The following is a 21,546-nucleotide window of genomic DNA, read 5'->3' as shown; positions in this document are numbered from 1 at the left end:
ATTTGTTTATTTAATGAATAAATTTCAAGGTGAATATTAAATATCTTCTCTATAATGAGCTAAATACTTCTTATATGCTTCTTCCCATTCTTCTGCTTGCTGGGGCTCAAAAGAAACGGTTTCTATGGAAGTGCTGATTAGTTGGCGCATAGCCGCAATATCGTTTACCAGCCCGTTGGCTTTTGCCTGTAACATAATGTTGCCGATAGCTGTTCCTTCACTGGGACCTGCTATAACAGGTACGCCCACTGCGTTGCAAGTGAATTGGTTTAACAAATTGTTTCGTGAGCCTCCACCGATAATGTGCAGCTTTTCGATGGGGAACGGGGCCATTTGTTGCAAATAGCCGAATACTTGTTTGTAGCGCAGGGCAAGACTGTCGAAAATACAACGAGTGATTTCGCCATAACTCTGTGGTACAGGTTGGTTGGTTTCTTTGCAATAATGTCCGATGGCTTGAATCATAGATGACGGATTGGCGAAGCAGGGAGCATCGGGATTGATGACACTGCGGAAAGCGGGAACTGCCAGGGCTGCATCTATCAGTTCTGTATAAGAATAGTTGTTGGTTGCTTCCCATTCTTTGCGGCAACGTTCCAACAACCACATGCCACAGATATTTTTCAGGAACCGGGTCGTTCCTTCCACACCTCCTTCGTTGGTGAAGTTCTGTTCAAAGCTTTCCTTATTTATAATAGCATCTTTCACTTCAATCCCCATCAAGCTCCACGTGCCGGAACTCAGATATGCGAATTTTTCGTTTTGTGCAGGTACGGCAGCTACGGCTGAACCTGTGTCATGACCGGCAACGGCAATAACAGGAATAGCTCCCAGACCTGTAATTTTTTGCACTTCTTCTGTCAGCACTCCAATAGGTTCCCCTGGAAAAACAAAACGGCCGAACTGTTCTTTCTTGATATCTGCTACATCCAGTAGTTCCTTTTCGAAGCATTTGGTGCGCGGATTCAACATCTGGGAAGTAGAAGCGATGGTATATTCTGTTACCATTTTACCGGTCAGCATATAACTTAAAGCATCCGGCATAAACAGTATTTTATCTGCTGCTTCCAAGGCCGAGCAATGATTGCGGTGGAGTGTTGATAATTGGAACAAGGAATTGAAATTCATAATCTGGATTCCAGTGATGTCATATACTCGTTCACGGGGAATATGGGTAAAATATTCTTCGGGTGCACCTATTGTGTGAGGGTCGCGATAACAATAAGGATTGCGGAGTAACTCTCCATCTTTGCCCACTAATACGAAATCCACCCCCCAAGTATCAATACCGATAGACTGGATAGGCAGATTGTCTTTGGCTACCACTTTCAGTCCCTTGATAATTTCATTGTATAAGGCATAAATATCCCAATAACAATGTCCTCCGGTTTCTATAATATGGTTAGGGAAACGAGTCAGTTCTTTCAACTCCATTTTGCCTTCTCCCAGGCAACCTAAGATGGTACGTCCGCTGGTGGCTCCCAGGTCTACCGCAAAGAAATAAGTGTGTTCCATGCCTTTATTTTTTGATTTTAAGGAATTAATAGTGATGCAAAAATAGTTTATTCCCCGAAAGTCGTCCTTGTTTTTTTGATATTATAACTGTTGGATTTGGTTGTACCTGTCGTAAAACATAATATTACCGTCTTTTTAAGAAGATTGCATTGAAAAGAAAAATTTGGTATGATTTTGGTTTATTCTTAGGATGATAGATAAAAGCTTTATTGAAAATATGCATAAAGTCGCAAAAATATTCTCTTTTTTGTATCTATATTCCCGAATATTCTGTAATTTTGCAGCCGAATTAGAATAATTATGCAGTATGAAGAGCAAGAATAGCAGACTTGATGCCATTAAGATTATTATTTCGAGTAAGGAAGTAGGTAGCCAGGAAGAGTTGTTGCAGGAATTGGCGAAAGAAGGATTCCAATTGACCCAAGCTACTTTGTCTCGTGACTTGAAGCAGTTGAAAGTGGCGAAGGCAGCCAGTATGAACGGAAATTATGTATATGTATTACCAAACAATACCATGTACAAACGTATGACTGAGCAACATTCGGCCAGTGAGATGTTGATGCATAATGGATTTATTTCCATTGAATTTTCGGCTAATCTGGCAGTAATCAAGACTCGTCCCGGATATGCTAGTAGTTTGGCTTATGATATTGATAACCGGAACTTTGATGAAATATTGGGAACTATTGCTGGTGATGATACTATTATGCTTGTCATTCGTGAAGGTTGCACAAGAGCGGGAGTGAAGAATGCACTTTCATTGATTATACCGAATATACAATAATATAATAATAGATAAAAAAGGAGATGGATGCTAAACAAGTGGATGTGATGGTGGCAGATGCCTCACATGAAGTTTACGTTGATAAAATTTTAGATACTATTAGAGAAGCTGCTAAGGTACGCGGAACAGGCATTGCAGAACGCACACATGAATATGTGACTACAAAGATGAAAGAAGGAAAGGCGATTATTGCCTTATGTGGAGATGATTTTGCAGGATTTACCTATATTGAGTCATGGGGAAACAAGCAATATGTAGCAACCTCGGGATTGATTGTGCATCCTAATTATCGTGGAATAGGTTTGGCCAAGCGTATAAAGGCGGCTTCGTTCCGATTGGCACGTCTACGATGGCCTAAAGCAAAGATATTCAGTCTGACCAGTGGCGCGGCGGTAATGAAAATGAATACAGAACTGGGATATGTTCCTGTAACTTTCAATGAACTGACTGATGATGAGGCCTTTTGGAAAGGTTGTGAAGGCTGTATCAATCACGATATATTAGTGGCGAAGAACCGTAAGTTCTGTATTTGTACAGCCATGCTTTACGATCCGGCTTTGCACGAAGAAGACACTATTTAATAAATTAAAAATTAAGAATTAAAAATTAAGAATTAAAAGATGGCTGCGCATTCATGTACTTATTTCTCAGTTTTCAATTTTTAATTCTCAATTAAAATAATATCATTATGGAAGAAAAGAAGAAAAAAGTAGTAGTGGCATTCAGCGGGGGGCTTGATACCTCTTTCACTGTAATGTATCTGGCTAAGGAAAAAGGGTATGAAGTGTATGCAGCTTGTGCAAACACGGGTGGTTTCAGTGAGGAGCAGCTGAAGCAGAACGAAGAGAACGCTTACAAACTGGGTGCTGTGAAGTATGTGACATTGGATGTGACCCAGGAATACTATGAGAAGAGCTTGAAATATATGGTATTCGGTAATGTGCTCCGTAATGGTACTTATCCTATTTCTGTAAGTTCTGAACGTATCTTCCAAGGGTTGGCTATAGCGCGTTATGCTAATGAAATAGGTGCGGACGCTATCGCACACGGCTCGACTGGTGCGGGTAATGACCAGATTCGTTTCGATATGACTTTTTTGGTACTGGCTCCGGGAGTTGAGATCATTACATTGACCCGTGACATGGCATTAAGCCGTCAGCAGGAAATCGATTATTTGAACGAACATGGTTTTGCCGCTGACTTTACAAAATTGAAATATTCTTATAATGTAGGTCTTTGGGGGACTTCTATCTGCGGTGGGGAAATATTGGACTCTGCGCAGGGTTTGCCCGAAAGTGCTTATTTAAAACAGGTGACCAAGGAAGGAAGCGAACAACTTCGTCTTACATTTGAAAAAGGTGAACTGAAAGCTGTTAATGACGAGAAGTTTGATGATCCTATCAAGGCTATTCAAAAAGTGGAGGAGATCGGTGCGCCCTACGGTATCGGCCGCGACATGCACGTTGGGGATACCATTATCGGTATCAAAGGGCGTGTAGGATTCGAGGCTGCTGCTCCTATGCTGATTATCGGTGCCCATCGTTTCCTTGAAAAATATACGTTGAGCAAGTGGCAGCAATATTGGAAAGACCAGGTTGCCAATTGGTACGGAATGTTCTTGCATGAAAGTCAGTATCTGGAACCGGTAATGCGCGATATTGAGGCAATGTTGCAGGAGTCTCAGCGTAATGTAAATGGTACAGCTATCTTGGAACTCCGTCCGCTTTCATTCTCTACTGTGGGTGTTGAATCAAAAGACGATCTGGTGAAGACCAAATTTGGTGAATATGGTGAAATGCAGAAGGGATGGACAGCAGAAGATGCTAAAGGCTTTATCAAAGTGACTTCTACACCTTTGCGTGTTTATTATAATAACCACAAGGACGAAGAAATTTAATAAGTATGATTAAAGCAGGAATTATCGGTGGGGCAGGTTATACGGCGGGCGAATTGATTCGTCTGCTGATTAATCACCCTGATGTAGACATAAAGTTTATAAATAGCAGCAGTAACGCTGGCAATAAGATTACCGACGTACATGAGGGACTCTATGGTGAAACGGATTTGGTTTTTACAGACGAACTTCCTCTGGATGAGATTGATGTATTGTTCTTCTGTACGGCTCATGGAGATACAAAGAAGTTTATGGATAGTCACAATGTACCCGAGGATTTGAAAATCATAGACCTCAGTATGGACTACCGTATCAAGAGTGATGACCATGACTTCATTTATGGTTTGCCGGAACTGAACCGTCGTGCTATCTGCCATAGCAAGCACGTGGCCAATCCGGGATGTTTTGCCACTTGTATTCAATTGGGTTTATTGCCGTTAGCCAAACATCTGTTACTGAACGAGGATGTAATGGTAAATGCCATTACCGGAAGTACAGGGGCAGGGGTGAAACCGGGTGCTACCAGTCATTTCAGTTGGCGTAATAATAATATGAGCATTTATAAACCGTTTTCTCATCAGCATGTTCCCGAAATCAAGCAATCATTGAAACAGTTGCAAAACAGCTTTAATGCTGAAATAGATTTTATTCCTTACCGGGGTGATTTCCCGCGTGGTATCTTTGCTACTCTGGTAGTCAAATGCAAGGTGGAACTGGAAGAACTGGTGAAGATGTATCAAGACTATTATGCCGAGGATTCTTTCGTTCATATTGTAGACAAAAATATAGATTTGAAGCAGGTGGTGAACACCAACAAGTGTTTGATTCATTTGGAGAAACATGGCGATAAGCTGCTGGTTATCTCTTGCATTGACAACTTGTTGAAGGGGGCAAGCGGACAAGCGGTTCATAATATGAATCTCATGTTCAATTTGGAAGAAACCGTAGGGTTGAGGTTGAAACCGTCTGCTTTTTAATAAAGAAGAGTTTATGAAATTATTTGATGTATATCCTCTTTTTGACATAAATATTGTCAAAGGAAAAGGTTGTCATGTCTGGGATGACCAAGGTACGGAATACCTTGATTTGTATGGTGGTCATGCGGTTATTTCTATCGGTCACGCACATCCATATTATGTGGAAATGATAAGCAAGCAGGTTGCACAGTTGGGATTTTATTCCAATTCGGTGGTTAACAAGCTACAGCAGGAAGTGGCAGACCGTTTAGGGAAACTTTCGGGTTATGATGATTATCAATTGTTTTTGATAAACAGTGGAGCTGAAGCTAATGAAAATGCGTTGAAACTGGCTTCTTTTTACAATGGTCGCAACCGTGTGCTTTCTTTTTGCAAAGCATTTCACGGACGTACTTCACTGGCAGTGGAGGTAACCCACAATCCGAAAATTATAGCCCCAATCAATGACAATGGGCATGTGACTTATCTGCCTTTGAACGATATAGAAGCAGCTAAAGCGGAATTGGCAAAAGGAGATGTCTGTGCGGTGATTATTGAAGGTATTCAAGGAGTAGGCGGTATTCAGGTTCCGGAAGTAAAATTCTTGAAAGAACTGAGTAAGGCTTGCGAAGAAGTGGATGCAGCCCTTGTTTTGGATGAAATACAATCCGGCTACGGGCGTAGCGGTAAATTTTTTGCTCACCAACATGCAGGTATCCGTCCCGATATAATTACGGTAGCAAAGGGGATTGGTAATGGCTTTCCGATGGCTGGTGTCCTGATCAGTCCGAAATTCAAGCCGGTATATGGACAATTGGGAACCACTTTTGGTGGTAACCACCTAGCTTGTGCTGCTGCTATCGCGGTGCTTGATGTTATGAAAGGTGAGAATCTGGTAGAGAATGCTGCCAAGGTAGGTGCTCATCTGCTGAAAGAATTGAAACAATTCTCACAGATTAAAGAGGTGCGTGGCGAAGGTTTGATGATCGGTATGGAATTTGAAGAACCGATTAAGGAATTGCGTCAGCGTTTGCTGTTCGAACAGAAAGTATTTACCGGAGTCAGTGGTACTAATGTGATTCGTCTGCTTCCGCCTTTGTGCCTTACTATGGCAGAGGCTGATGAATTTCTTGAACGCTTTCGTAAAGTGTTGGTATAAGCTGGAGATTCAAAAGGGATAATAATCTACGAAAGAAAATGAGGTCTCGTCAGGAAACATTTCGGTTCCGGCGAGGCTTTTTGATTTAATCTTCTTCAAAGTAATTTTATTTTTAGCTTTTCATAATACGTTCTTCTCCTTTTTTTCCCTTATCTTTGTAGCTATAGACTTAATCTTTAATAATATGAAAGTAGCAATTATTGGTGCGGGAAATATGGGAGGGGCTATTGCTCGCGGCCTTGCCCAAGGCACTATCATTCCTGCGAGTGATGTAACAGTAGCCGATCCGTTCAGCGGAAGTCTGGAAACTCTACAGGCGGATTATCCGGAGATTAATGTAACAACGGAAAACCCGAAAGCGATAAAGGATGCCGATATCGTTATTCTGGCTGTAAAACCGTGGTTGATAGATCAGGTATTGAGTGTGATTCATTTGACTCCTCAACAAGTATTAGTTTCTATCGCAGGCGGTGTAACCTTTGAGCAATTGGTGAAGAGTGTAGGCCCGGAACAGACTATATTCCGTCTGATTCCCAATACTGCTATATCTCAGCTGGAAAGTATGACCTTGATATCCAGTCGTAACGCCAGTAAGGAACAAGAACAACTGATGCTGGATATCTTTAATGAATTAGGATTGGCTATTCTTATTCCTGAAAGTCAGATGGCTGCTACTACGGCTTTGACTTCATGTGGTATCGCATATGTTTTGAAATATATTCAGGCAGCTATGCAGGCAGGTATTGAATTAGGAATTTATCCGAAAGATGCACAGAAAATGGTTGCTCAATCTGTGAAAGGGGCTGCTTCCTTGATATTGAATAATGATACTCATCCCAGTGTGGAAATAGATAAGGTGTGTACGCCCGGTGGTATGACTATCAAGGGTATTAATGAATTGGATCACGAAGGGTTTGACTCAGCGATCATTAAAGCAATGAAGGCTTGTCTGAAATAGATAATAGGTATGATGGAGCTGTGATGGAAATCAGCTTTTATGTCTCTATTTGAACTGAGCAGGCGTTTGGAGAAAGGAAACCAGCGCTTGCTCATCTTTTAATTTTTCATATTATAGGGATATCTCCCAATATTGGGATTAGATATCGTTTCCACCTTTCTTGATGAAATATTGTGTGTAAGTGGAAGTTTATCCGATGGAGAGTATCCAATCATTTCATAGTGTGGAGAATTGTTAAGATAATATGTATAACTGAAAAATATAAGTTGCTATGAAAAAAAATCGTTTATTTGCTATATTGATAGCATTCTTTACTTTTTCTTGCTTTGCTCAGAATTGGAAAGCCGACCATGTGTTCTTGATTGGCCTTGACGGTTGGGGGGCTTATAGTGTGGAAAAGGCTGAGATGCCAAATGTTAAAACTTTAATGGATGCAGGTTGCTATACTTTGAAAAAACGTAGTGTGCTTCCTTCTTCAAGTGCAGTAAACTGGGCTTCTATGTTTATGGGGGCAGGACCTGAACTCCATGGATATACAGAATGGGGGTCTAAAACTCCCGAACTTCCTTCACGTGTAGTAAATGAGCATCATATATTTCCAACTATTTTCAGTGAACTTCGTAAAGCTGTTCCTGATGCTGAAATAGGAGTGTTGTATGAGTGGGATGGTATTAAATATCTAGTAGATACTTTGGCTTTGAATTATCATGTGCAGGCTCCTGACTATAATCTATATCCCGCTGCTCTATGTGAGATGGCATGTAAGTATATTACAGAAAAGAAGCCGGTCTTGACTGCAATTTGTTTTGATAATCCTGACCATGTAGGTCATGTGGATGGACATGATACTCCGGCTTATTATGCAAAATTGAAAGAATTAGACGGATATGTAGGTCGGATAGTAGATGCTATCAAGGAGGCAGGTATTTATGATAATAGTATTATTATTGTTACAGCCGATCATGGAGGAATAAATAAGGGGCATGGTGGAAAAACGATGCAAGAAATGGAAACTCCATTTATTATTGCTGGAAAGAATGTAAAAAAAGGAGGAATTTTTGATGAAAGTATGATGCAGTTTGATTGTGCTTCTACAGTTGCTTTTATTTTTGGCTTGAAACAACCGCAGGTTTGGATAGGCCGCCCTATGATACAGTTGTTTAAATAATTATTTTCAATAGTGATCTATGTGAATTAAAAAGTGATTTGCTTTCTGTAATTAAAGTTGTTTTGATTATTAAGGTTGTGTTGCAAGGAATTTCATGAATTCTAATTAACTTTGCATTAACTGATGATCAGGCTATAGTGGTGGTTTACAGTAAATAAAGGAAGGTTAAGTAAAAGACTATGGACAAAAGAGACAAAAAGGAAATGAACCGTAGAGAATTTCTAAAAATTGTGGGTGTTAGTACAGTTGCATCTACGGTGGCAATGTATGGTTGTGCATCCGGCGAGAAGTCGAATGCGTCTGAGGCTTCTATTTTAGGCGAAGTGCCTGTTGATAAAATGACTTATCGTACTTCTCCAAAGGGAGAACATGTTTCACTTTTAGGATATGGATGTATGCGCTGGCCGTTGAAACCAGCGCCGGACAGTGATGGAAATGTGATAGACCAGGATGCGGTGAATGAGCTGGTGGATTATGCTATCGCTCACGGAGTGAATTATTTCGATACATCTCCTGTTTATTGCCAGGGATTTTCTGAAAGGGCCACTGGTGTGGCTTTGAAACGTCATCCTCGTGAAAGACTGTTGATTGCGACAAAGATGTCTAATTTTCAAAATTATACTCGTGAGAATTCCATCAAGATGTACCATCAGTCGATGAAAGAATTGCAGACGGATTATCTGGATTATTATTTGCTTCATTCTGTAGGTGGAGGGGAAGGGATCAAAACTTTCCATGACCGTTATATTGACAATGGAGTTCTTGACTTTTTACTAAAAGAGCGTGAAGAAGGCCGTATTCGTAATTTGGGATGGTCATTTCACGGATCGGTGGAAGTGTTTGATTATTTGCTGTCGCTGGATGTGAAATGGGATTTTGTGCAAATTCAGATGAACTATGTAGATTGGCGCCATGCTTCGGGTCGAAATGTTAATGCGGAATATTTGTATGGAGAGTTGGCCAAGCGTGGAATTCCGGCTGTGATTATGGAGCCTCTGTTAGGAGGACGTTTGTCTAAACTGAACGACCATCTGGTGGCGCGCTTGAAGCAGCGTCGTCCGGAGAACAGTGTGGCATCGTGGGCATTCCGTTTTGCCGGTACGTATCCCAATGTGTTGTGTGTGCTGAGTGGAATGACTTATATGGAACATTTGCAGGATAACCTTCGGACTTATTCTCCCTTAGAACCTTTGAATGAGGAGGAAAAAGAGTTCTTGGAAGAAACAGCCCAATTGATGCTGAAGTTCCCTACGATTCCTTGCAATGACTGCAAATATTGTATGCCCTGTCCTTACGGCTTGGATATTCCGGCGATTCTGGTGCATTATAATAAATGTGTCAACGAAGGAAATGTGCCTAAAAGCAGTCAGGATGAGAATTACCGCCGTGCACGGCGTGCTTTCCTGATAGGTTATGACCGTAGTGTGCCCAAACTGCGGCAGGCAAGTCATTGTACCGGATGTAACCAGTGTAACCCGCATTGCCCTCAAAGTATTGATATTCCCAAAGAACTGCATCGTATAGACGCATATGTGGAGCAGTTGAAACAAGAGACTTTATAATGGAATGGATAAACATGATAAAATAACGAATGCTTATGTTACGTAAAATAAGACTCGTCGCCGCCCTTTTGTTCTTTACAATGATCACGTTGCTGTTTCTGGATTTTACAGGAACTGTGCATAGTTGGTTTGGCTGGATGGCGAAAATACAGTTTCTTCCTGCCGTGCTGGCACTGAATGTGGGGGTGATGATAGCCCTTGTTTTGTTGACGTTGCTTTTGGGGCGTGTCTATTGTTCGGTTGTCTGCCCGTTAGGTGTGTTTCAAGATATTATTTCCTGGGTTTCGGGAAGGGTAAAGAAGAATCGTTTCCACTACTCGCCTGCTTTGTCGTGGTTGCGCTATGGGGTATTGGCGGTGTTTATCGTCGCTTTGGTAGCAGGGGTAGTTTCATTGACGGCATTGATTGCTCCTTACAGTGCATACGGCCGTATCATTTCTAACCTGCTGACACCTTTGTATCAGTGGGGGAACAATGTACTTGCCCTGTGGGCGGAGCGTGTAGACAGTTATGCTTTTTATTCGGTAGATGTTTGGATGAAAGGTCTTTCTACTTTTGTAGTTGCAGTGGGTACTGTGATAGTGCTTTTTATTTTGGCATGGCGTGGAGGAAGAACTTATTGCAATACCATTTGTCCGGTGGGTACAGTATTGGGACTCTTATCTAGATATTCTTATTTTAAACCGGTTATTGATACGTCTAAATGTAATGGTTGCGGACTTTGTGCTCGTAATTGCAAGTCTTCCTGCATTAATCCCAAAGCACATGAGATTGATTATTCCCGTTGTGTTGCTTGTATGGATTGTTTAGGTAAATGTCGTCAGGATGCGATAAAGTATGTATCTGGAGCAATAATTCAGAAAAAGCAGGTTTTGAGAAGAGAAGAAACAGGTCAGTCAGCTTCTCAATCGTCTTCAAATTCAGAAAAGGTGAATACGTCGCGGCGAAATTTTTTTACGGTTTCTGCTTTACTTGCTACAAGTGCCGTAATGAAAGCGCAGGAAAAGAAAGTGGATGGAGGATTGGCGCCTCTTATTGATAAAAAGAATCCTAAACGTGCCACTTCTATTGTTCCTGCAGGAGCGAGAGGTCTTCGTCATTTTGCACAGCATTGTACGGCTTGTCAGCTTTGTGTGTCGGTGTGCCCTAATCAGATATTGCGTCCATCGGGTGATCTGAAGCGGTTGATGCAGCCTGAGATGTCCTATGAACGTGGATATTGTCGCCCCGAATGTGCGAAATGTGCAGAAGTATGTCCTACTGATGCCATTCATTTGACTAGTTTGGCTGAAAAGTCGGCTATTCAAATAGGGCATGCCGTGTGGATTGCTCAAAATTGTATAGTGAATACGGATAAGGTAAGTTGTGGAAATTGTGCTCGTCATTGTCCTACTGGTGCTATTCAAATGATACCTAAAGATGAGAATGATGAAAGTTCACCTAAAATACCGGTTGTGAATACAGAACGTTGCATCGGTTGTGGCGCTTGTGAAAATCTTTGTCCGGCACGTCCGTTCAGTGCCATTTATGTGGAAGGACACGAAATGCATCGTGTTATTTGAATGAAATAAAAAATGGATAAATTAATCAAACTGTTGCATGAAGGTAATTATTCTTGTGTAATAAAGAATAAGGAAATCAGCACTTTTACACAGCGTGGAATAACTGATTTGTATGATTTGTTGAATACGGATCCGGCTTTTCTGCGTGGGGCTCAGATTGCTGACAAGGTGATAGGAAAAGCTGCTGCTGTTTTGATGGTATTAGGTAGAGTACAGGAAGTTTATACAGATATTATCAGTGAACCTGCATTGGTTTTATTGCGGCGTGCGAATATAAAGCTAGATTGTATGCAGGTAGTTCCTCGTATTCAGAATAGGGACCGGACAGGTTGGTGTCCTTTGGAAACTCTTTGTTATGAGGAGAATTCTTTGGAGATTTTGTATTCCATTATTCATGATTTTGTAGAAAGAATGAGAAATAATTTATAATGTGTACAACTTTTATGGTTGTTAAGATGGTTGCTTTTCCAAATACCTAATCTGAAAAAGGATAACATAAAGAAAATTTATTCCGGTAATATTGTTTTGCCGGAATAATGTTTTTATAGCATGTAATTTTCTCAATGATCCTTTATAAAAGTTGTATCGTGTTTCTTTTCGTCTTTCTCAATTATCTCCTTTTAACTCTCTTTTATCGGGGGAATAATAGTTGAGAATATTAGAGGAATAGTTCAATGAACTTTTAATACTTATTTCATAGGTATATGTTTGCATTTTCCGCTTGCCTCTTCTATATCTAGTCGGATAATTTCTGTTCTGTGAAAAGATTTTTGGGCATATTGGTTACCAATTACTTTGTCGTTTGGAGAGTATTTTTCTATTAATAAATGTAAAGCGTTTATTCGTTCTTCTTCATTTAAGCCAATGTATGCCCGACATTTCAATATAATGCTCTCATATTCAGTTGTGAATTGATTGGATATGATATGAGTCTTTCCTATAATACAGAAAGAAACGGTGTTGCAGCGTTTGATACAATGTAATTTTCGTCCTTCGGGAGCACAGTGAATGTAAATGGAATTTTTCTTGTTCCATACATAATTGATAGGAACTCCATAAGCGCCGTTTTCTTCATCTTGCATGGACAAAACTCCGTATTCTCCGTTTTTCAATAAGCTGATAGCTTTTTCTTTTTCTAACAGACGGTCTTGGCGTCTGATTTGTTCATTCGTATAATTCATTCTATTTCATTTTTCTGCAAAGTAAGTATAAATATGGTTATAAGAAAGGTTATGGGACAAAGATTATTTTATAGTTTCAAATGAAAGTATTTGAATGATCACTTTCTGTAAAAGGTTTGTTTGTGCTCATTGTAAGCGTGTTTGTGCAGTTTTATTGTCTGTTAGATAGTTTTCTTCGAAACTTAATGAAACTTTGCTAGGAATTCTCAAATCTTCATTATCTTTGAGGCATAAAACAATAAGATTATGAGTGACCAGATAAAACAAATAGCTGAGCGTCTCCAGGGATTAAGAGACGTTCTGGAACTGACTCCTGATGAAGTGGCTAAAAGTTGCCAGCTTTCAGTGGAAGAGTATTTGGGTATGGAAAGCGGGGAGAAAGATATTTCTGTCAGTGCTTTACAGAAAATAGCCCGTAAATACGGTATTGCATTGGATGTATTAATGTTTGGTGAAGAACCTAAGATGAGTTCTTATTTTCTGACTCGTTGTGGTTCAGGAGTGTCGGTAGAGCGTACCAAGGCGTATAAATATCAGTCATTGGCTTCCGGTTTTCGTGGGCGTAAGGCTGATCCTTTTATTGTAACTGTAGAACCGAAACCGGAAAATACTCCGATTCATTTTAACTCACATGAGGGACAAGAATTCAATTTGGTTATTGAAGGAAGAATGTTACTTAATATAAATGGAAAAGAATTGATCTTGAATCCAGGTGACAGTCTTTATTTTGATTCTTCTATTCCACATGGTATGTTGGCATTGGACGATAAGACTGTGAAATTCTTGGCAGTAATATTATAATAAATTGAGATTAAAAAGACTGTGTTGTCATTGACCGCATAATATTTCTAATTTTTAGTTCTCAATTTTTAATTGAATAAGATTATGGTAGAAAAATTCTTAGAACAGACCACATTTACCTCACAAGAGGACTTTATAAAGAATTTAAAGATTAAAATCCCTGAAAATTTTAATTTTGGTTATGATATAGTAGATGCTTGGGCTGCCGAAGAACCCGATAAGAAAGCATTGTTATGGACTAATGATAAAGGGGAGCATATACAATATACTTATGCTGACTTGAAAAAGTATACGGATATGACTGCTTCTTATTTTCAGAGCCTTGGTATTGGTCATGGCGATATGGTGATGCTTATTTTAAAGCGTCGTTATGAGTTCTGGTACTCTATTATTGCCTTGCATAAATTAGGAGCTGTGGTTATTCCTGCGACTCATCTGTTGACGAAAAAGGATATCGTGTATCGTTGTAATGCTGCTGATATCAAGATGATTGTAGCTGCAGGAGAAGATGTGATAACAAAGCATATTATAGATGCCATGCCCGATTGTCCTTCAGTAAAAAAGTTGGTCAGTGTAGGACCGGATATTCCGGAGGGTTTTGAAGATTTTCATAAAGGTATTGAGAAGGCTACTCCTTTTGTTAAACCGGAACATCCTAATACGAATGAAGATACTTCATTGATGTATTTCACTTCGGGTACTACAGGAGAACCTAAGATGGTGGCACATGATTTTACATATCCTTTGGGACATATTGTAACTGCCAGTTTCTGGCATAATTTGCATCGTGACAGTCTTCATCTTACCATTGCCGATACAGGTTGGGGGAAAGCTGTTTGGGGAAAACTTTATGGACAGATGATAGCAGGAGCCAATATTTTTGTGTATGATCATGAGAAATTTACACCGGCAGATATTCTTGGAAAGATTCAGGATTATCATATCACTTCTTTATGTGCTCCTCCCACTATTTATCGTTTTTTAATTAAGGAGGACATTAGTAAATATGATCTTTCTTCTTTGGAATACTGTACTACGGCGGGAGAGGCTTTGAACTATTCTGTATATGAAACGTTCAAGAAAATCACAGGTATTCGTCTGATGGAAGGTTTTGGACAAACGGAAACCACGTTGACTTTAGGTACTTTTCCCTGGATGGAGCCTAAACCTGGAAGTATGGGGGTACCTAATCCTCAATATGATATAGATTTGTTGACCCACGACGGGCGTTCTGCTGAAGATGGAGAACAAGGTCAGATTGTTATTCGTACAGATAGGGGTAAACCATTGGGATTGTTCAAAGAATATTATCGTGCTTCGGAATTAACGGAAGATGCTTGGCATGATGGTATTTATTATACAGGTGATGTGGCTTGGCGTGATGAGGATGGTTATTTTTGGTTTGTAGGTCGTGCTGATGATGTGATCAAGAGTTCGGGTTATCGTATAGGCCCGTTCGAGGTGGAAAGTGCTTTGATGACTCATCCGGCTGTTGTGGAATGTGCCATTACCGGTGTGCCTGATGAAATCCGTGGTCAGGTGGTAAAGGCGACGATTGTCCTTTCTAAAACTTTTAAGGGTAAGGAAGGACCTGAGTTGGTAAAGGAGTTACAAGATCATGTGAAGCGTGTGACTGCTCCGTACAAGTACCCACGTGTCATAGAGTTTGTAGAAGAACTTCCAAAGACCATCAGTGGAAAGATTCGTCGCGTGGAAATCCGTGAAAAGGATAAATAATCAGTTGTGGACTGATCGGAGTTTTATTGGTAAAATAATTAAAAATGAAAAAGGTTTTACTTCTTGTGTTTTTAAGTCTGGCTTGGCTATCAGTAAGTGCGCAAGCTTTGGTTCCTATTACATGGACAGCCTATGGTCTGACTTTTGAGGCTCCAAAAGGGATTTTGGTGGAGGAGGATACAGAGGAGACTTTTCTTCTGAACAATTCCAAGTTTTATATCACCATTCAGTCTTTGGATTCGGATGGTATGACAAAAAGTGACTTGAAAAGTGTATTAAAAGACTATGCCAATGATGACGGGGTGAAAGACCAGTCGGCAGTGCAGGAGTTTGAGTTACCACAGTTTTTCGGTACTTATTTAAGAGGGAGCTGCGAAACAGATCATTGCCTTTATGCTTGTTTGATGACTAAGACGGCAGGTAGTGGATTTTATATATCTATTATCTATAGCAAGGAAAATGAAAATATTGCCGAAAAAATACTGAAAAGTTTTATAATGGAGGAATAAACAAAAGAGCGTTAATGCTTGTTTCTTAGATAAGAGAGCGTTCAAAATTTACCAGAAAATTACTAGATTATTAATAGCAAATGAAAGGGCTGTCTTCGTGAGAAGGTAGTCCTTCTTTTTTGTGTAGTTATGAATGTTAAAGGACTCTATGATCCATGTGTAATATGCTTTGCCGGCATCAGAAAATCAAATGATTTTGGGCATAATAAGGGACACTCATAGAATATAAGTTAGCCAACTAATTCGCAATACTTTAAGTATGAATTAGCTGGCTAACTTATATTATTCTATGAATGTCCTAGGTTAAGACATTAACGTCCGGTCCACCATAAAGGAGTGATGATATTATCTGAGCCTCCTAACAACTCTACAGCTTGTTTATAGCCTTCGGGATCTGCATTCTCCAGACTGGAAGGATATCGCATACGTTGTGGATAAAATTCCCACTTCTGTCCGTCTTTCCAAGAATTAGGATTCCAAGCATTAACCATGTCTGAACCAGTCATTGAACTTTCGTTTGCAGGAATCTCAAAGAATGGTAATCCCAAACGGCGGAAATCCGACCACATTTCCAATACCAAATACGGAGTTTGTGCAATGAATTTTTGAGTGATAATTTTAGTCAAGTGGTCATTCAATGCTTTTCCATATAAAGTTTTAGAAGCTGTAGGATATTCATAAGTAACAGTTTTCTGTTCTTTGCTGTATCCATCCACATAAGTCATTTGTTCAGCAGTCGGTTCAGTGGTATGATCAAATTTGACTGAAGTACCTACACGATTGTAGTTGGTGGAATTCAGATAATCATTCACATATTCGCTAACACCAAAGTATTCAAAACTAGCTTTAATACCGTTCTCATAGGCTTCTTTTGCTGTTGTTCCAGTGTTCCAACCATACAATGAAGCTTCTGCTAACAAGAAATAAGTTTCCCATGCTGCAAAGAATATGCGAGATTTGCCCTGACAATAGTCTTTACCCAACATTGGAAGAGTACAGCCGGGGCCATATCCATTTGTCACTAGTTGGTTATAAGCCAAGGTTGGCGACCATCCACCGCGCGAACCAGCGGGATAACCATTCCAACAACGAGTTGCATCAATCTTTATTTCCCCAGGATTATCCTTATTAGGAATCGGATTCCCGTTTTCGTCTACTGTGTAAAGAACGAAATCTTTAGCTGTTCTATCATTATATTTATCTATGTAGTTCTCAGCATTTTCATCATCAGGTAAACAGAATATCTTTAATGCACGCGGATCAAGATTTTCCGGCATACCATCCAGCCAATATTGTTTAGTAGGATTATCTGTATTAGCAACATAATGTCTGTCATATTTAATACCTAAATAATTAGCTGGTTTAACATAACTAGCCAAATCGGAACGTTGTTCTGTTACTTTAATACCACCTAAATTGGTCAGAAGATTAGCAACTGTTGAGGAAAGAACCTGATCGTCAAATGAACGGGTATATACTCCGGAAAAGACATCCCATCCATCATTTTCTTTTACTGCAAACATCTCATCAGCCGTTAAAATCTTGTTACCTTTAGCCGCATCCTCAAATTCGGTCTGCGCAGTTGCCTTGTCGATGTTTGATAAACGCATAGCCAGACGCATACGGAGTGAATTTGCATATTTCTGCCACTTCACAGGATCATATTTTACATTGTCAAACGGGTCGCATTTACCTTCTGCCTCAACAGGTAGGACAGAGGTGTTGATAGCTGCTGCGGCTTCTTTCAACTCCTTTAAAATGAATTCATAATCATCTTTCTCTGAGTTGAAAACAGGATTTTCCCCTAGGAAACTTTCAATAGGATAAGGTCCGAAATTATCGACAAACTCACTGATAAGATAGGCACGCCAAATACGGGCAAACTGCTTTACGTTCGGGAAAAATTCTTTTTCATGTGCAGTGGTAGTGGCCGCTTCGAGTTGGTTCTCTACTGCTGTAATAGCCAACGTCGCATTTTTAATACTGGCGCTGAGATCAGGATAATAATAAGCAGATGTATAATCATCACTATAGCGGCCTACGTTCAGAAAACTCATTTCTCCACAAATTCTGGCAGCACTAGCCCAATTATAGACTACTATACGTTCTGCAGTACCGGGATTCATCTGTGCCTGTCCTATAGAATTATTCAATGCATATTGAGGTTTTACATATTCCTCACCGGCAGCTGTGGGATTGGTATTGACTTCATCAAAGTCAGAGCAGGAAACTAATCCGGCGCAAAAGCCAAGCCCCAAAAATAATTTATTCATTGTTTTCATTGTTCTTTTTCTTTTTTATGATTAGAAACCAAGAGTCACATTAAACAGGTAAGAACGTGATGTCGGAGCTGACGAGTTCTCCAAACCTGTTGCATTAGTGCTTGTAGCATATACTGATTCCGGATCAATACCATCCAAATGGCTTGAAATCATCCATACATTATTCACAGTGAAACCAAGCTTAACCTGTTGGAACGGAGTCTTTTTCAACATAGATGACGGGAAACGATAACTCAAGGCGATGTTACGCAAACGGATGTTGGTAGCATCATAAATATAAGCTTCCGAAATACCGGCGCGGCCTGTAGCCAAAGCTTTATAATAACGTTCTAAAGAAACACTTTGATCATTTACCTTATAACCATTACCATCTTTGATAACTCCCGCTACAACGATATCCTCACGTTTACCGCCAGGAGCAGTACATTCAGAAATACCACTACGTTGCAAGTTCATATTGGTGAATGAGAAAATATCACCACCAAAACGTCCGTCAATCAGGAAACTAAGTGTGAAGTTTTTATAATTAAATGTATTTGTCCATCCTAATAAGAAGTCAGGCTGTTGTTCACCAATCTTATGCTTGTCACTAGTGGCCTGTGGCAGTCCTGATTCATTGAGTAATAATTGTCCTTTAAATTCTCCTTCTTCTACTCGTTGATATTTGGTACCCCAGATTTCACCATAAGCACCTCCCGCAACTGCATAGACCTGCAATGCGTCAGAACCTCCTAAAGCATACTGCATACCTGGTTTTCCCGGCAATAATTCAATAATCTTACTCTTGTTCTGAGAGAAGTTCAATTGAGTATCCCAACTAAATTGAGTTGTTTCGATAGGGCGTGCATTCAACATGATTTCGATACCGGTATTTTGAATGTTACCTGCATTTACTTTCATGTTATCATAACCGGAAAGGTTATTTAAAGGAATATTCATTAACTGGCGTTTTGCGTTTGTCTTGTACCATGCAAAATCAACTCCTAAACGGTTATTGAAGAATTTCAATTCAGCACCGGCTTCCCAAGAAGTAATCAACTCACTGCGTACATCTGCATCGTATTTAGTTTTTCCTTGTCCGGCAGTTGTATTGCCATTAGGGTCTGAACCAATACTATATGTATTATATAACTGATATGCATCCATATCGTTACCTACTTGTGCGAAAGATGCACGTGCTTTAGCATAAGTAAACCATTCGGGCATACCTTTGCCGACTTTACCCACCATATCACTGATCACCCATGACAATGAAACAGACGGATAGAAGAATGAACGGTTTTCTTTATTCAAAGCTGATGACCAGTCATTACGGAAAGTTGCATCCAAGAATGCCCAACCATTATAGTTGATTCCAAGAGTTCCATACAAAGAATTGATTTTTTTATGAATATAGGTTTCGGTTATTGACAAATCTTTTTTGTCACCATTGGCTAGAGAGAATAAATCGGGCGCAGTCAATTTTCCCATAGCATTGTCCAAACCTGTAGATTTTCTTTCCATTAAGTTACCACCAAAAGAGAAATTGCCACCAAATTTTCCAAACAATTCATCTTTATGGCCACTGATCAAAAAGCTGAAATTATTTTCGAAGAACTTTTTCTCGCTAGTGCTATAACGGCTGTTCTTATTATTAGTAGGACTTCCTGCATACAATTTCTCTTCACCCTCAGTGAAATACATATCACTACCGGCTTTGATTTCAGCATCCAGCCAATCTGTGAATTTGTACTTCAATGATCCGTTCATCAAGAAACGATTACGGCTATCTTTATTTGGATTATAATCTTTGGACCAGTAAGGGTTGATTCCCCCTTTACTCCACCAGATCATTTCGCCATATTCGTCTTTGACAGGGCTGGAAAAGTCACGGATGTCAATAGTCGTAGGCATATTGAAAATAGTATAAAATGCATTATTCCCACGTGCACCACTGATAGGACGGTTTTCTGCGAGGGTATTGATGTATTGTACTTTTGCATCGATGCTCCAACGATCATCTTTACCAAAAGTAGAAGATGCACGCAAAGTTAAGTTTGTACGGCTTAAGTTAGCGCCCGGTATCATGCTGGAGTCATCCATACGATTCAATGAGGTGTAAATGGATGTTTTATCATATTGCTGCTGGAATGATATGCTTTCTGATAAGTTCACACCTGTATCAAAGAAATTTTTTACGTTATCAAAGATTTGCATATTTGCAGTTGTACCATCCCATTTTGTATAGCTTTGCCCTGTTACTTCAGGTCCCCAGCTATAGCCGTTAGTTGAATCGAACACACCATTCTCACCTTGTCCAAAGGTCTTTTGGCGTTTAGGGAGCATAAATGTTGTCTCAGCAGAAACTGAACCTGAGATGGTGATACCCAAACCTTCACGCTTTGTTCCTTTTTTAGTTGTAATCAAAATAACACCATTACCGGCACGAGAACCATAAAGTGCAGCAGCTGACGCACCTTTCAACACAGACATGGACTCAATATCTTCAGCATTAATATCTGAAAGTCCATTACCCATATCCAATGTCGGGTTATCAATATCATTATTACTTGCTCCTGTAAAGTTATCCATTGGCACACCATCGACAACAATTAACGGCTGGTTCAAACCTGTTACAGAATTCGCACCACGAAGCTGGATTTTGGAAGAGCCACCAGGACCATTGCTTGAACGAATAATCTGGACACCTGAAACTTTACCTGTCAAAGCATTTGCGAGGTTCGTTTCACGAGCTTCAAGTAACGCGTCACCCTTTACCTCCTGCATGGCATAACCTAGCGCTTTTTTCTCACGTTTGATACCAAGAGCAGTCACTACAACTTCGCCCAATGTTTGTGTGTCATCTTGTAAAGTTACATTCATGGGTTGTCCATTCCAAGGAATCTCTACTGTTTGATAACCTACAAATGAAATTTGAATGATATCCCCTTTTTTCACATTGGATAAAGAGAAGTCGCCATCAAGTCCGGTTATCGTACCATTAGTCGTACCTTTCACTATAACAGACGCACCAATGACAGTTTCACCTGTAGCGTCTACTACAACTCCTGTACAAGCTCCATTTTGTTGTGTGATTTTCACACCGGCAACGCCAGGATTGGCGACCGCGTATGCTGCTCCGGTAGAGGCACCCATTAGGAACAGCAACATACTGACTGATTTTAGTCGTTTTAACATAGCTGTGATTTTTTTAATATTTATTGAAAATCAGATAATTACATCTTCATTAGTTCCTTCAGAACTACTCTTACAGCTATATATCTGAATATCAGTGTATTTTATTTTTGTATCTCAAAAAGAAAAATTGTATTTAAAAGTCTATAGAAGGGCTTTTAAATACAATTTTCTATCTATTTTCTACCGAAATCACTACTTTGTACAAACAAATAAGGGAGTATTATATTCCGTAAAAGAATAAGAACTTCCAATAATTGATTGGGAAAGTTTTTCATCTTACAAATGAAAATAGCATCGGTTC

The 21,546-nt window shown here is 39.8% G+C and carries 17 protein-coding genes; 13 read left to right on the top strand and 4 right to left on the bottom strand.

Annotated elements, in window-relative coordinates; genetic code table 11:
* Positions 1 to 36 precede the first annotated feature (36 nt).
* Positions 37 to 1,515, bottom strand: coding sequence for a rhamnulokinase (gene rhaB, locus GKD17_RS19090; RefSeq protein WP_007832931.1), 1,479 nt, complete (start codon positions 1,513 to 1,515; stop codon positions 37 to 39).
* A gap of 307 nt (positions 1,516 to 1,822) precedes the next feature.
* Between rhaB and argR the strand changes: the two genes are divergently transcribed.
* From argR to GKD17_RS19040, 10 genes are all read left to right on the top strand, one after another.
* Positions 1,823 to 2,299, top strand: coding sequence for an arginine repressor (gene argR, locus GKD17_RS19085; RefSeq protein ID WP_007832933.1), 477 nt, complete (start codon positions 1,823 to 1,825; stop codon positions 2,297 to 2,299).
* A gap of 23 nt (positions 2,300 to 2,322) precedes the next feature.
* Positions 2,323 to 2,880, top strand: coding sequence for a GNAT family N-acetyltransferase (locus tag GKD17_RS19080; RefSeq protein WP_007832935.1), 558 nt, complete (start codon positions 2,323 to 2,325; stop codon positions 2,878 to 2,880).
* 107 nt (positions 2,881 to 2,987) lie between these two features.
* Positions 2,988 to 4,196 (top strand): argininosuccinate synthase, encoded by a 1,209-nt coding sequence (locus tag GKD17_RS19075; protein WP_007832937.1) that lies wholly within the window; start codon positions 2,988 to 2,990, stop codon positions 4,194 to 4,196.
* Positions 4,197 to 4,201: 5 nt separating this feature from the next.
* Complete coding sequence (gene argC / locus GKD17_RS19070) at positions 4,202 to 5,170, top strand: N-acetyl-gamma-glutamyl-phosphate reductase (RefSeq protein WP_005841042.1); 969 nt, start codon at positions 4,202 to 4,204, stop codon at positions 5,168 to 5,170.
* A gap of 13 nt (positions 5,171 to 5,183) precedes the next feature.
* Positions 5,184 to 6,308 carry an aspartate aminotransferase family protein gene (locus tag GKD17_RS19065; protein ID WP_007832940.1) on the top strand — a complete coding sequence of 375 codons (1,125 nt, stop codon included), beginning with the start codon at positions 5,184 to 5,186 and terminating at the stop codon, positions 6,306 to 6,308.
* 184 nt (positions 6,309 to 6,492) lie between these two features.
* Positions 6,493 to 7,266 (top strand): pyrroline-5-carboxylate reductase, encoded by a 774-nt coding sequence (proC, locus tag GKD17_RS19060; RefSeq protein ID WP_007832942.1) that lies wholly within the window; start codon positions 6,493 to 6,495, stop codon positions 7,264 to 7,266.
* A gap of 271 nt (positions 7,267 to 7,537) precedes the next feature.
* On the top strand, positions 7,538 to 8,434 hold the full coding sequence (locus tag GKD17_RS19055; RefSeq protein ID WP_007832943.1) for an alkaline phosphatase: 897 nt from the start codon (positions 7,538 to 7,540) through the stop codon (positions 8,432 to 8,434).
* A 179-nt stretch (positions 8,435 to 8,613) separates the two neighbouring features.
* Entirely contained in the window at positions 8,614 to 9,996 is a 1,383-nt protein-coding gene (locus GKD17_RS19050; protein ID WP_007832945.1) for an aldo/keto reductase, read from the top strand.
* Positions 9,997 to 10,031: 35 nt separating this feature from the next.
* Positions 10,032 to 11,558 carry a 4Fe-4S binding protein gene (locus tag GKD17_RS19045; RefSeq protein WP_008654581.1) on the top strand — a complete coding sequence of 509 codons (1,527 nt, stop codon included), beginning with the start codon at positions 10,032 to 10,034 and terminating at the stop codon, positions 11,556 to 11,558.
* Between the two features lie 12 nt (positions 11,559 to 11,570).
* Entirely contained in the window at positions 11,571 to 11,987 is a 417-nt protein-coding gene (locus GKD17_RS19040) for a DUF1893 domain-containing protein (RefSeq protein ID WP_007832949.1), read from the top strand.
* Between the two features lie 260 nt (positions 11,988 to 12,247).
* On the opposite strand, the gene GKD17_RS19035 is transcribed toward GKD17_RS19040, so the two are convergent.
* Entirely contained in the window at positions 12,248 to 12,739 is a 492-nt protein-coding gene (locus GKD17_RS19035; RefSeq protein ID WP_007832951.1) for a pyridoxamine 5'-phosphate oxidase family protein, read from the bottom strand.
* A gap of 246 nt (positions 12,740 to 12,985) precedes the next feature.
* On the opposite strand from GKD17_RS19035, the gene GKD17_RS19030 reads away from it, so the two are divergent.
* From GKD17_RS19030 to GKD17_RS19020, 3 genes are all read left to right on the top strand, one after another.
* Positions 12,986 to 13,540 (top strand): helix-turn-helix domain-containing protein, encoded by a 555-nt coding sequence (locus GKD17_RS19030; protein WP_007832953.1) that lies wholly within the window; start codon positions 12,986 to 12,988, stop codon positions 13,538 to 13,540.
* Between the two features lie 84 nt (positions 13,541 to 13,624).
* Positions 13,625 to 15,277, top strand: coding sequence for an AMP-binding protein (locus GKD17_RS19025; RefSeq protein ID WP_007832955.1), 1,653 nt, complete (start codon positions 13,625 to 13,627; stop codon positions 15,275 to 15,277).
* Positions 15,278 to 15,321: 44 nt separating this feature from the next.
* Entirely contained in the window at positions 15,322 to 15,786 is a 465-nt protein-coding gene (locus GKD17_RS19020; protein ID WP_005841085.1) for an amidohydrolase family protein, read from the top strand.
* Positions 15,787 to 16,097: 311 nt separating this feature from the next.
* Here GKD17_RS19020 and GKD17_RS19015 read toward each other — a convergent pair whose 3' ends face one another.
* Positions 16,098 to 18,068: a SusD/RagB family nutrient-binding outer membrane lipoprotein gene (locus GKD17_RS19015; RefSeq protein WP_005841087.1), complete on the bottom strand. Its 1,971-nt coding sequence runs from the start codon at positions 18,066 to 18,068 to the stop codon at positions 16,098 to 16,100.
* 21 nt (positions 18,069 to 18,089) lie between these two features.
* Complete coding sequence (locus GKD17_RS19010; protein ID WP_008654582.1) at positions 18,090 to 21,245, bottom strand: SusC/RagA family TonB-linked outer membrane protein; 3,156 nt, start codon at positions 21,243 to 21,245, stop codon at positions 18,090 to 18,092.
* Positions 21,246 to 21,546 lie beyond the last annotated feature (301 nt).

It is taken from the genome of Phocaeicola dorei (assembly GCF_013009555.1).
Taxonomy (GTDB): Bacteria; Bacteroidota; Bacteroidia; order Bacteroidales; family Bacteroidaceae; genus Phocaeicola; species Phocaeicola dorei.
This window is presented reverse-complemented; position numbering and strand designations above follow the sequence as displayed.

What these genes read in the sequence shown, in the direction of transcription:
- GKD17_RS19020 (WP_005841085.1), top strand. Translation starts at nt 15,322, where the DNA reads ATGAAAAAGGTTTTACTTCTTGTGTTTTTAAGTCTGGCTTGGCTATCA.
- GKD17_RS19045 (WP_008654581.1), top strand. Translation starts at nt 10,032, where the DNA reads ATGTTACGTAAAATAAGACTCGTCGCCGCCCTTTTGTTCTTTACAATG.
- GKD17_RS19015 (WP_005841087.1), bottom strand. Translation starts at nt 18,068, where the DNA reads ATGAAAACAATGAATAAATTATTTTTGGGGCTTGGCTTTTGCGCCGGA.
- argR (WP_007832933.1), top strand. Translation starts at nt 1,823, where the DNA reads ATGAAGAGCAAGAATAGCAGACTTGATGCCATTAAGATTATTATTTCG.
- GKD17_RS19030 (WP_007832953.1), top strand. Translation starts at nt 12,986, where the DNA reads ATGAGTGACCAGATAAAACAAATAGCTGAGCGTCTCCAGGGATTAAGA.
- GKD17_RS19080 (WP_007832935.1), top strand. Translation starts at nt 2,323, where the DNA reads ATGGATGCTAAACAAGTGGATGTGATGGTGGCAGATGCCTCACATGAA.
- rhaB (WP_007832931.1), bottom strand. Translation starts at nt 1,515, where the DNA reads ATGGAACACACTTATTTCTTTGCGGTAGACCTGGGAGCCACCAGCGGA.
- proC (WP_007832942.1), top strand. Translation starts at nt 6,493, where the DNA reads ATGAAAGTAGCAATTATTGGTGCGGGAAATATGGGAGGGGCTATTGCT.
- GKD17_RS19025 (WP_007832955.1), top strand. Translation starts at nt 13,625, where the DNA reads ATGGTAGAAAAATTCTTAGAACAGACCACATTTACCTCACAAGAGGAC.
- GKD17_RS19050 (WP_007832945.1), top strand. Translation starts at nt 8,614, where the DNA reads ATGGACAAAAGAGACAAAAAGGAAATGAACCGTAGAGAATTTCTAAAA.
- GKD17_RS19010 (WP_008654582.1), bottom strand. Translation starts at nt 21,245, where the DNA reads ATGTTAAAACGACTAAAATCAGTCAGTATGTTGCTGTTCCTAATGGGT.
- GKD17_RS19065 (WP_007832940.1), top strand. Translation starts at nt 5,184, where the DNA reads ATGAAATTATTTGATGTATATCCTCTTTTTGACATAAATATTGTCAAA.
- GKD17_RS19075 (WP_007832937.1), top strand. Translation starts at nt 2,988, where the DNA reads ATGGAAGAAAAGAAGAAAAAAGTAGTAGTGGCATTCAGCGGGGGGCTT.
- GKD17_RS19055 (WP_007832943.1), top strand. Translation starts at nt 7,538, where the DNA reads ATGAAAAAAAATCGTTTATTTGCTATATTGATAGCATTCTTTACTTTT.
- argC (WP_005841042.1), top strand. Translation starts at nt 4,202, where the DNA reads ATGATTAAAGCAGGAATTATCGGTGGGGCAGGTTATACGGCGGGCGAA.
- GKD17_RS19040 (WP_007832949.1), top strand. Translation starts at nt 11,571, where the DNA reads ATGGATAAATTAATCAAACTGTTGCATGAAGGTAATTATTCTTGTGTA.
- GKD17_RS19035 (WP_007832951.1), bottom strand. Translation starts at nt 12,739, where the DNA reads ATGAATTATACGAATGAACAAATCAGACGCCAAGACCGTCTGTTAGAA.